10 protein-coding genes are annotated in these 11122 nt (G+C 38.1%); 6 read left to right on the top strand and 4 right to left on the bottom strand.

Going from position 1 to position 11122, the window contains the following annotated elements:
- Positions 1-121: 121 nt before the first annotated feature.
- The 6 genes from AY606_RS08630 (at position 122) to AY606_RS08605 (ending at position 5056) form a co-directional block, all read left to right on the top strand.
- Positions 122-1285 carry a zinc-dependent alcohol dehydrogenase gene (locus AY606_RS08630; RefSeq protein ID WP_067867125.1) on the top strand — a complete coding sequence of 388 codons (1164 nt, stop codon included), beginning with the start codon at positions 122-124 and terminating at the stop codon, positions 1283-1285.
- 268 nt (positions 1286-1553) lie between these two features.
- Positions 1554-2543, top strand: a complete 990-nt coding sequence (locus AY606_RS08625) for an acyl-CoA dehydrogenase family protein (RefSeq protein ID WP_067867123.1) — start codon at positions 1554-1556, stop codon at positions 2541-2543.
- Positions 2531-3313 (top strand): PIG-L deacetylase family protein, encoded by a 783-nt coding sequence (locus AY606_RS08620; protein WP_067867121.1) that lies wholly within the window; start codon positions 2531-2533, stop codon positions 3311-3313. The genes AY606_RS08625 and AY606_RS08620 overlap by 13 nt, the downstream gene beginning before the upstream one ends.
- A complete protein-coding gene (locus AY606_RS08615; RefSeq protein WP_067867120.1) occupies positions 3306-3905 on the top strand; it encodes a class I SAM-dependent DNA methyltransferase in 600 nt (199 codons plus the stop codon). Before AY606_RS08620 ends, AY606_RS08615 begins: the two co-directional genes overlap by 8 nt.
- A complete protein-coding gene (locus AY606_RS08610) occupies positions 3902-4573 on the top strand; it encodes a glycosyltransferase family 2 protein (protein ID WP_067867118.1) in 672 nt (223 codons plus the stop codon). Before AY606_RS08615 ends, AY606_RS08610 begins: the two co-directional genes overlap by 4 nt.
- A gap of 273 nt (positions 4574-4846) precedes the next feature.
- The gene (locus AY606_RS08605; RefSeq protein WP_067867116.1) at positions 4847-5056 is read left to right on the top strand and encodes a hypothetical protein; all 210 of its coding nucleotides are present in this window, start codon (positions 4847-4849) and stop codon (positions 5054-5056) included.
- A gap of 321 nt (positions 5057-5377) precedes the next feature.
- On the opposite strand, the gene xseB is transcribed toward AY606_RS08605, so the two are convergent.
- The 4 genes from xseB to AY606_RS08585 all read right to left on the bottom strand — a co-directional run bounded on the left by xseB (position 5378) and on the right by AY606_RS08585 (position 11089).
- Complete coding sequence (gene xseB / locus AY606_RS08600) at positions 5378-5572, bottom strand: exodeoxyribonuclease VII small subunit (protein WP_067867114.1); 195 nt, start codon at positions 5570-5572, stop codon at positions 5378-5380.
- Positions 5547-6827 carry an exodeoxyribonuclease VII large subunit gene (gene xseA / locus AY606_RS08595; RefSeq protein WP_067867112.1) on the bottom strand — a complete coding sequence of 427 codons (1281 nt, stop codon included), beginning with the start codon at positions 6825-6827 and terminating at the stop codon, positions 5547-5549. Before xseA ends, xseB begins: the two co-directional genes overlap by 26 nt.
- Before the next feature lie 651 nt (positions 6828-7478).
- Positions 7479-8570, bottom strand: coding sequence for a fimbrial protein (locus tag AY606_RS08590; RefSeq protein WP_067867111.1), 1092 nt, complete (start codon positions 8568-8570; stop codon positions 7479-7481).
- Positions 8567-11089, bottom strand: a complete 2523-nt coding sequence (locus AY606_RS08585) for a fimbria/pilus outer membrane usher protein (protein WP_249409235.1) — start codon at positions 11087-11089, stop codon at positions 8567-8569. The genes AY606_RS08590 and AY606_RS08585 overlap by 4 nt, the downstream gene beginning before the upstream one ends.
- Positions 11090-11122: the final 33 nt, after the last annotated feature.

The raw sequence follows: 11122 nt of genomic DNA, 5'->3' as shown, positions 1-11122 counted from the left end.
AGCCATAAGTTTAAAGAAGCATCATTGAGTAGCAAAATATCCGCCGTAAAATTTTAAAAAATTTATTCAGCATAAATCTGGCATTTAAAACTCAAATAGAAAAATAGTAGAGGAAATCATTATGCGTGCTCTTACTTATCATGGCACTCGAGATGTTCGAGTTGAGTCTGTTCCAGATCCAGTGATTCAGGAACCTGATGATGTCATTTTGCGGGTCACTGCGACGGCCATCTGCGGTTCAGACCTGCATCTTTATCGCGGTAAAATTCCTGCAACTGAAGAAGGGGATATCTTCGGACATGAATTTATGGGAATTGTTGAAGAAGTAGGGCCGGCTGTCACCGAAGTCAAAAAAGGCGATCGGGTGATTATCCCTTTTGTTATTGCCTGTGGCCACTGTTTTTTCTGCGAACATGATTTGACTGCAGCATGCGAAAAGACCAATACCGGGCGAGGAGCCATTTTAAATAAGAAACAGATTCCCCCAGGTGCAGCACTGTTTGGATATAGTCATTTATATGGAGGTATACCGGGTGGTCAGGCGGAGTATGTACGGGTGCCAAAGGGAAATGTAGGGCCTTTTAAGGTACTAGGCTCATTGTCCGATGAAAAAGTATTATTCCTCACCGATATTTTGCCCACTGCGTGGCAAGCGGTGACCAATGCAAATGTTGGTAAAGGTTCCAGTGTAGCCATTTATGGAGCAGGTCCTGTGGGGTTACTATCCGCCGCATGTGCACAAATGTTAGGTGCTGAACAGATCTTTATGGTCGATCATAATCATTATCGCCTGGAGTATGCTCGCAACACCTATGGGGCAATTCCGGTAAATTTTGACAAGGTCGATGCGGCCGAATTTATTATCAGTAATACTGCGGGTCAACGCGGTGTAGATGCGGTCATTGATGCGATTGGGTTTGAAGCTAAGGGAAACATGATTGAAACTGTGCTGACCAATCTTAAAATCGAAGGTTCAAGCGGGGCAGCGCTACGGCAATGTATAGCCGCGGTGCGTCGCGGTGGTGTGGTGAGTGTACCGGGTGTGTATGCAGGCCCCATTCACGGATTCCTCTTTGGAGATGCCTTTGATAAAGGTCTTACTTTTAAAATGGGACAAACACATGTACATAAATTTTTGCCTCAACTTTTAGAGTATATTGAGAACGGCGACTTATCGCCCGAAGTCATTATCACTCATCGCATGAATCTGTCAGAAGCAGCTGAAGGTTATCGTATCTTTGATAAACGTGAACAGGACTGCCGTAAAGTGATCTTGACGCCTTAACTTGACGCCCTAAAAGGTGCCTTGAGATTCTTTAATGAATCATATAAAAGTAAATTATCTTAAACTGTAGCGTCATGCTAAAAGGTGCTACTATTTTGCCTTATGCAATTCATATTATTTTATCATTACTATACAAAATTACTATAATTCAAACAATTAACCATTTTAAGATGGATTTAAATGCAGCAGAAATAAAATTCACTTATAAACTCCTATTCATGGTGTATGAATGAATGCGTAGAGCAATAAAATAAAAGGAGAAATATCCTTGGGTTTAAATAAAGTTTTGTTTGAATTTGAACAGCATGAAACTGATATTCATCAAAATTTAGAACATACCATTAAAAAACTCGTCATGTATGTACCTGATATTCCTCATCCGGGAGAAGGAGAAACATTAGCGAGATGGAAGATATTGGCAAAGCTTGGATCCACTAATTTAAATTTAGCCAAATGGTTTGAATCCCATCTTGATGCACTGAGCATTTTAAATGAATTAAATTATAGTCCGGTCAAAACTGGGCTTTGGGCTGTATGGGCGGCGGAAGGAAGTACACCTCCCATTCATTTTAAGCAAGCGCTCTGTTCAGGTCAGAAAAACTGGTGTTCGGGTGCAGGACTAGTTGATTATGGTCTGCTCACCTACCGCGATGAGCACAATCATTCACAATTAATCATTGTCGATATGAGCCAGCCAAATATTCAAATCGAACATAGCGGTTGGAACGCCGTTGGAATGCAGCATACCCGTACAGCATCAATAACTTTTAATCAGGTATATGCTGAAGCAGTGGGTGATTCAAATGCCTATTTAGAAAGACCCGGGTTTTGGCACGGCGCAGCCGGAGTGGCAGCCTGCTGGTTTGGGGCTGCAGCACGTCTGGCCAATTTTTTATATCAGGAATGCCAAACGAAGCCGCATGCTTATCGTCTGATGTATCTGGGAGAAATTAGTACTTTACTCTTTACAACGAAACAATATTTTCATCATGTCGCACATCAGATTGATCAAGATCCTGCGCAAAGCCATGAACTCATTATCCGGATATTGCGTGCCAAAGTTGAGCAGACTGCACAAATGATTTTAGAGCAAGTGGGTAAGGCACTTGGTGCGCGACCGTTCTGTGAAAATAGAACCTTTGCCGCTTTAGCAGCAGACTTGCCGGTCTTTTTAAGACAGAGTCATGCAGCATTTGATTTAGAACAAATTGCAAAGCTTGTACTTCAGCAAGATGAAGGTGCGACATGGATGTTATAAAAGACCATGAGGTGGGAGATCGCATTATTTATGGAGAAGGAACAAATTATCAAGAATGGCGAGGCTGGACTGGACTGGAGTCTTTAAAACAGTTAGATCTAGTCACCTGCTTCCCCGAAGGAAAGCGTGTCCTTATCATCGCACCACATCCAGACGACGAAATTCTAGGGTGTGCAGGATTATTACAACAACTTGCCGAGCTTAAGCGTGACATTGTACTTGTAGCCGTCACTAACGGGACTCAAAGTCATCCAGAGTCACTGCTCTATACACCTGATCAATTAAATACCATACGGCCCGCTGAAACTCATCATGCGCTTGAAGTATTAGGGCTAAATCATACAGTTAAACGTATTGCTTTAAATTTGAGGGATGGTGAAATTACTGCTCAGCAAGACAGGCTTTATCAAGCTTTAAAAGAATTGATCTGTCCGGATGATATTCTGGTATGTACCTTTGATAAAGATGGGCATCCTGATCATGAAGCCACAGGACGAGTGGTACAACAATTGACCAATGAATCTTGCTTAAGCTGTTATCAAGTACTGATTTGGGCATGGCATTGGGCCACTCCGGATGATCGCCGTATTCCATGGGAAAAGGCTTTAAAGCTGAAACTTACCCCGCAACAATTACAAGATAAAAATAAGGCAATCCTGTGTTTTAAAAGTCAGTTGGAAATCGATACAACTACAGGACAAGGGCCTATTTTATCCAAGCAGACTATTCAACGAATTTTATTGCCTTACGAGGTCTATATTTGTGCTTGATCAAACAGATTATTTTGATGAACTTTATAAAAAAAGTGATGACCCTTGGGAGTATGAACAGCGTTGGTATGAAGAGCGTAAACGGCAAATTTGCTTGGCCTTGCTTTTAAAACCTATCTATTCAAAGGTATTGGAAATTGGCTGTTCTAACGGTGTTTTTAGTCAGCACTTGGCTCAAAGAGCTAAGCAATTAATCTGTCTCGATGCTAATTCTAAAGCGATACAGTTGGCGAAAACACGTCTTGAACATTTATCTCATGTAAAAGTTATCCAGCAGCGCATTCCTGACCAATTTCCTGCTGGCTCATTTGATCTGATTATCATCAGTGAAATTATGTACTATCTTCAACCAGAAGAGTTATCCAAATTAATAGAAAAAGTTGAAAATAGTTTAACTTCACAAGGGATGGTTTTATGTTGTCATTGGCGTTATCCGATTGATGGATTTATATTGACAGGTGAGACAGTTCATCACTTATTGAAACAGCAGTTTCATTTACAGCATTATTTGAATGTCAATGATCCCGATTGTATAATTGACCTATGGAGCAAAGAAACAACCACTTTGGCTTTCAAAGAGGGCTTGATATGATTGGGATTGTAATTCCAGCGTGTAATGAAGAACAATACTTGGAAAAGTGTTTATATCATATACGCCTAGCAATACAAGCTTTGCCAACTTTGAGCCAGAAAGTCCGTGTACTGGTTGTATTAGACAGTTGTAATGATCAATCTTTAGAAATTGTCCAAAAGGCAGACGTAGACTATTTACAGTGCAATTTTAGATGCGTAGGTAAAGCACGTGATTTAGGAGTGCGTCACCTCATTCATTCAGGTGCGACTTGGATCGCATGCACTGATGCTGATACTTGGGTGCATACCCAATGGCTTTTACAACAAATCCATCATCAACCTGCAGATGCAATTTGTGGGGTGGTGGAAGTTGATAGCTGGCGCAATTTTTCCATTCTTACCCGAAAAAACTACTTGGCACATTATCAGGATGTCATGAATCATACCCATATTCATGGTGCAAATTTAAGTTTTAGTTCAAATGCCTACCTCCAAACGGGTGGATTTGAAGCATTATGCTGTCATGAAGATGTTGATCTAATCCAGCGAATGCTGAAGCTGAATTTGAAAATCATCTGGAGTAATTTAGTGCGCGTGAAAACAAGTAGCCGTTTAAATGCTCGTGCACCAGAAGGGTTTTCCAGTTTTTTACATCAGCTAGAAATAGCAAGCAGTCCAATCAAATAGTTTTAACTTATAAATATTTTTTTAAACTGAGAAATTAAGAATAATAAAAATAATTAACGGTATATAGGCTTTTATATCAGGTAACTATTTAAAATATAATTTATTTTAAGACCTGATTCCAAAATTTATTTTAGCACTAGTAGTCTGGTTTTCAATAAAATGGCGAGGTGTAAATATTAAAAATCAACACCTTTACATTGAAGCTTACAAAGTAAGTTATACATTTACTCTAGATTCCTTATGATAGAAACATAGATAGGGAGTTAAACAGCTATGATCAAAATTAAAAATCCAAATTCTGGTGAACAAAGAACGATTAATAAAGTGCTCGGTGATGAAGTCACCTTAGCCAAGGCACAAGACCATGCCGGTTATTATGATATGCATAATAATCATTTTATTCCCCAAATGGATGACAGTAATGAACTGGTGGGGTTTTGTGAAGCTGAAGAAAATTCTATTATTTGGGAAGTCATTGTTTAAAGTATCTAGTCGAAGATAGAGGTTTTATAATTCCGTCAATGAATAGACGATCCCGAAAGCAACTTGAAGCCACAACTCACTGGACTACAGAACAGGACAGTTATTTGATTGAGAACCATTTGCTCACGTTTGCCGAGCTGAGAATCAAATTACCCTTTACTGATGATCAGATTGTCCAGCGAAAAAAGTTACTTGGACTGTTACGAAGAGAAAGACAATTACAACGGATTTAAAAGTTTTTTGGCATCTTTTTTCCAGATAGAATAATACTCATGAAGTGCTTAAAGGTACTTAATGAGTATTTAAAAATTAGCGCATTAATCAATCTTTAAAGGTCTCGTTTAGAGCCTGTTGCACGGCATCTATACGTGACTTACAGGCTTTATATGCAGCCATGGACTCTTCAACAATCTTCATTAGATTATCAATATCGGGGTCTTGTTGAGACTCAAGCAGTTCAACATTTTTCTTGAGAATCTCGTAACCTTGTTTAAAGCTTAATTCTTTTTTGGCCATTGCTGATTACCTTTTTTATATGGGCGTTAATAATGCCATCCTGCAGTTCTACCTGAATGCTATCGCCTGAAATTTGCTGAACAGAGCGAATGACTTTTCCTTGGCTACGGACAATAGCGTAACCTTTGGCCATCACATTGCTAGGATTTTGTAATAAGATTTCACGTAGCAATGATTCAACCCAGGTTGATGCCATTTTAAGTTGTTGTTGCGCAAAATATTGGTTATTGCTTTTCATTAATTCAAGGCTTTGCTTAGTGGTATTAACCTGATTTTGAGCAAGCGTTTTAATCACTTTGATGTGTTGATCATTTTGGCCCTGATAGACCGCGATCTGGTGCTGAGATAAAAGTTTAATGCGCTGTAGGGATTGAAGTACTCCATTGGTACGTTCAACAATCAGGTTTCGAATTCCCCCAATCACCTTACTGGGGGTATCAAAAGAACGATTGGCAACTTCATCCAGAATGGTGCGGTCTTTTTCATGACCGATGCCTACCCATACGGGAACTGAACATCTACACAGCAAAGATGCTAAAGAGTAGTCATTCAAATACGCTAAATCATTTACAGCGCCACCGCCCCGAATGATCACAATCAGATCGGGAGTGGAATTGAAATCTGTTGCCCACTGAGCTAAGCCATTCGCTAGTGATTCAATCATACTGCCAGCGGCTGTATTTCCTTGAAAAGTCGCCGTGTGATAGACAAAGTGACAAACCCCAGCCTGATCTAAAGCATCGGCATCTTTCTTGAAATCTCCCAGACCTGCAGCATTTTCAGGCGCGAGGACTAAAACATTTTGAATATCAAAGGGCTGAGGGAGTAATTTATTTTTATTGGCTAAGCCTTCTAAACGAAGATGCTCTAATATTTGCTGGTAGCGTTGAGCAATGTCACCCAAGGTATAACTGGAGTCAATATCTTCAACATTGACTGAAAAACCATACTGAGGGCTAAAATTGGCTTTTACTTTTATAAGAACATTTAAATCTTTTGCAAGCTTAATCCCGCTTTCACGTTCAAATTTTCTAACCATTTTGGCTGCTGAAAACTTCCAGATCGTTGCTTTACAGCTGGCAATGACTTTATCGGTATCTTTTTCTTTTTCCGCCAGCTCTAAATAGTAATGCCCACCTTTGATACTGAGATTACGAATCTCTGCTTTTATCCACACCGGCTCATCAAAAGCTATACGGATAACTTCTTTTATGGCAGATAAGTATTCACTTAATGAAAGCTGAGATCCGAACATAGATAGGCTGGCAAGGTATCGTTATAAAAATAGTATAGAAATGATCACAGAAAGGCAATTCAACTTACTTAAGTCTACATTGTGTTTATAGGAGTGATTTCAAGTTATTTATCATGTGGCTGAGTTTATCTAGTTCAAGTGAGTACGAAAAAATAGGATTCAAGCATAAACCTGAGTAGAGTATAGGTGTTTTGATCCCTTTTCGGTTCCTATCAATGTTCTTATCAAGATTATAAACAGTTCTATAAAATTGATAGCATTTTATTTTGTAGGTAAATGCTTACAAGGAAACAAGAGATTGACGATATGACTTAGCTTAAATATATGTAATTATTGATTTAATAACTTTCATCCTGTACAGATGGAAATTGCATAATAATTATAAAAACGTAACTACGAACCTTGAGGGAACGTAAGTTATAATGAGTAAGTTACAGATCTAAGCCTTATAGTTTTGGGAGAGACTATAAGGCTTTATTTTTTAGCTCTTATGCAAGATAAAACCATGGATCTAGTTTACGCTTCGTAGAACGATTGTTTAAATCATAAGCTTTAAGAGCATCGCTCGTTATTAATTTTAGATGAGTAAATTACAACTAATGGCAACTCTTTAAGTTGTAGTACTTCATTCAATAAAAACGTCACTCTATATTATTTAAAATAAACTTCATAATTAATGACCGAACTAAATTTGCCTGTAGTTGTCGGTGATTTTAAAAACAAAACGCCTGCTTCAAAATTCTTGCTAATTTGAGAACCAGAACTTTTACCAAAATTGATATTTTGATTAAAGTTAATAGGTAGGCTGCTGCCTTGTTCAAAAATACGAATACCCATGGTATTTTTCATATTTGTTTCACTTGCAGTCACTGTCTGATTATCAACTTGTAGTGATGAACTAAATGCACCCACAAATGGGTATTGCGCGCAGTCCTTACCATTCGTCGTAACATTAATACTAAACGGTACTTTTCGGAGAATGGTATTCACATCTTGATAAGAGTAATACTTGCCTAAATCTACTGTTTGCGTGGTCAGCACGGGAACACATTCAACATAATTGATTCGAATTCCACTGATATTTTCTTGGAAATTACCTTTACCATTACGTCCACCTTCACCATCAAGTTGAAATACTTGATAAGTTTTGGCTGATGATGCCGGAAAATTCTTACCTGTCCCACGAGATTTAATAAACAAAGAATAATTCAAAGTAAGGGTTTGCGGATCAGCACAACGTCTAAATAATGGTGATTTTTCAATAAATCGGCAGTTTTCAGCAGCCACTGAAAAAATTGTACCCGCATTCGGTTGATAACTAATCGCTTGCTTACCGGTATAAATTTTATCCATATTTTTGCTAATTGGATATTCTCTGCCATTAAATCGAATTCCAATAATCAGGTTGGAATCATTAAAATCATTTGCCAATTGTTGTGCGATATTATCAATGTATAAATATGCATCTTCATTAGTATTGGATTGAGCATCATCATAACAGGTAAAAGTTGAACTATAAGTTTGAGATTCCCAAAGCAAATTATTCGCAGCCTGATTAAAGCTGGTCACTGTTATATCACCTACAGTGGTGGTATTGGTCGTATTGTTTGCTTTGTCGATATCAAAGGAAGAGGATGCTTTCGGACCAGATAAACAACGTAGCGCCCAGGTATTTTGAACAGCTACCAGACTTATAGAAAATATGACTAAATTTCGAATGAGTCGAAGATGTTTTATATTCATTTATTAAGCTCTCCAGCTTCACATGAAATTGTCAATTCATCATAGCCCATTGTCCGATTGCTCAGCTGCGGCAGGATAAACTGACACTGCTGATTTACAGCATCGCCCCATTTGGCCATAAGGGTTTGCCCTGATTCTACACTTGTTAGATAAGCCTGCCCATTTAATCCAACCAGACCAACACGGCTTAATCCGTTTATTTCAGTAATATCTGTTCCCGTGGCAAGTTCTTTTTCATTAAAGGTTAAATTGACTAAAACACTATGTCCATTTTTAACATTAAATTTAACTTTTACAATCGCATATTTGGTCGGAACAATATCTGTTTTAATTAAATCCTCAATGGATATATTTTGCCCCAAGTCTTCGGCTCTCAAGGCTACCCGATTTCTGGCATATGCATTACTGCTACTAATAATAGCATAGCCATTTTTATCAATTTTCAAGCCGGTTTGGTTTTCAATACGAATGTTTTGGGCCCCTTTGGCTTCAACTAAAATGGGGGAACTCGTGAGTTGCTGCCCAAAAATAATACCGTTGGAATGCACCAAGATCCCACCATTGATGCCCGCATAAAATTGCTGGTTATCCTGGGTATAGCCATAACCAAAATTGCTATTGGCTTTTGTACCTCGATAAGCTGCATTTAAATTAAAATTGTTTGCAGAAGTCTCCGAATGACCCAGTTGTGCCTGTATTTGTAAATTTTTATCTTCTAAAAAAGTGCCAGAAAGCGAGGTTTGGGTAATAGCTCCCGATGATGGCGAATATTGATAACTATTATTTGAGCTTAGATTATATTTTTTGATTTTTTTATACTGATCAATGGGCAAGCTAAAATTTAATCCTACTGAATAATCAGAGCCATTAAATAAATTTTTACTGTTTTGGTAATACATGCCATATGACAAGCGCTGAAAATTATTGTTATAGCCAATTTGCCAATTGCGTTGATTGTAATCTTTTTGCCAATATTGGATATCGGATAAATTGGCGTACATTTGTCCCCATTTACCGAGCTGTTGACTTAAAGAAATCTGATACTGATTTTTTTTACTATAGTAAGTATTCGAATAATAGGTATTAGTTTGCTCATTTTCTAAACCCGGTGAATCATCGACTAAATTGTTATCTTGATAAGTATATTCATAACGACCATTTTTCCACTGGGCTTTTTCTTGTACGGCATCAGCAAAGCCATAATAACCCTTTGACGGGTAATGATAGCCTGCAAAACGGATATCGGTGCCCTGGGTATTCAAAGACTTGGCATATAAAAGACGCAGTCCTAGACCGTCTTCTTGGCGACCATCAGAGAGGGTATTATTTGCATAGCTGATATCTGTAGAAAATGCACCTAAATGACCCAATGACCAAGCGAAACCACCTGCGACCGCATAGTAGTCTTCAGCCACCAGTATCCCGGTATAAGGGGTAAGATAATTATTTAAGCCCAAGGTATAACTGAGCTGACCAAAATAAGGTTGATAATCACTGGAGCCACTTTTATATTGCCCACCGGTGATTTGATACTTGTTTTGGCCAGCGCGAAGCATATTAGGTACAGAAGAATAGGGCTGAGTAAATTTACGTATACTGCCATCACTTTCAATAATACGAATTTCTAAATCACCACTTTGATTGGCAGCATATAAATCCTTGATTTCAAAATTTCCCGCAGCCACATTCATGCTGTATACAAGATAATTATTTTGCCGCACTTCCACCAGTGCATTACTCAATGCTGTGCCTCGAATGATGGGTGCATAATTTTGTAAGCCAATGGGTAATTGCGCATCATCACTACTAAACTGTAATCCACGGAAATTGATACTGTCAAACACATCATTTCTGGTCGTGGTATCACCGATTTCTAAACGCGCTTTTAAGGGAAGGATATCGCGTTCAAGCTTATTGATGACATTATCCCACTGTATCTCTTGCTCACTATATTTAGAATAACTGCTCTGGTTACGATAACGCCAGGCACCATAATTAAATCCGCTATTTAAAAATAAGCTGCTATTAACATGATTTGTACCTGATTTATTCTTATAAATATTGCTGTTCGCATTGTAATTTAAGATCAATGCATTAATACCCTGATCATAAAGCTTAGCAGGGATATAGCCTCGGATATTTTGCTGTAAAAAGATTTGAGGAACAGAAACATTTAACGTCTGTAAGCCTGCATCAAAACTTAGCTTAGCCTCTGGTAAAGAAGTTAAGTCATAGCATTCATCACTTGCACTTTTGGTATCATTTTTTTCTGAATTCCAAATGATTTGATAGTCTTCAATAAAGCGTGCATCTATACAGGGTATGACTGCTTGGCCTTGCTGATAAAATTTAATTATTCTTTTATCAATACGTTGATTATTAATATAAACGGTAAATTCATATTCGCCTGGCAATATGGAATAGCCTTTAGTCACAGCCTCAAAAACCACTTGATCTGTGACATCTTTTAAAAATGCGGTATTAAATTCTGAGTCGTCAGCATAAGCATTGAATGCCAATAGACTCGAGCTTATTACAACAACTTTAAAATA

Origin of the sequence: Acinetobacter sp. SFB (assembly GCF_001647545.1) — a bacterium.
In the GTDB taxonomy this organism is placed as follows: domain Bacteria; phylum Pseudomonadota; class Gammaproteobacteria; order Pseudomonadales; family Moraxellaceae; genus Acinetobacter.
This window is presented reverse-complemented; position numbering and strand designations above follow the sequence as displayed.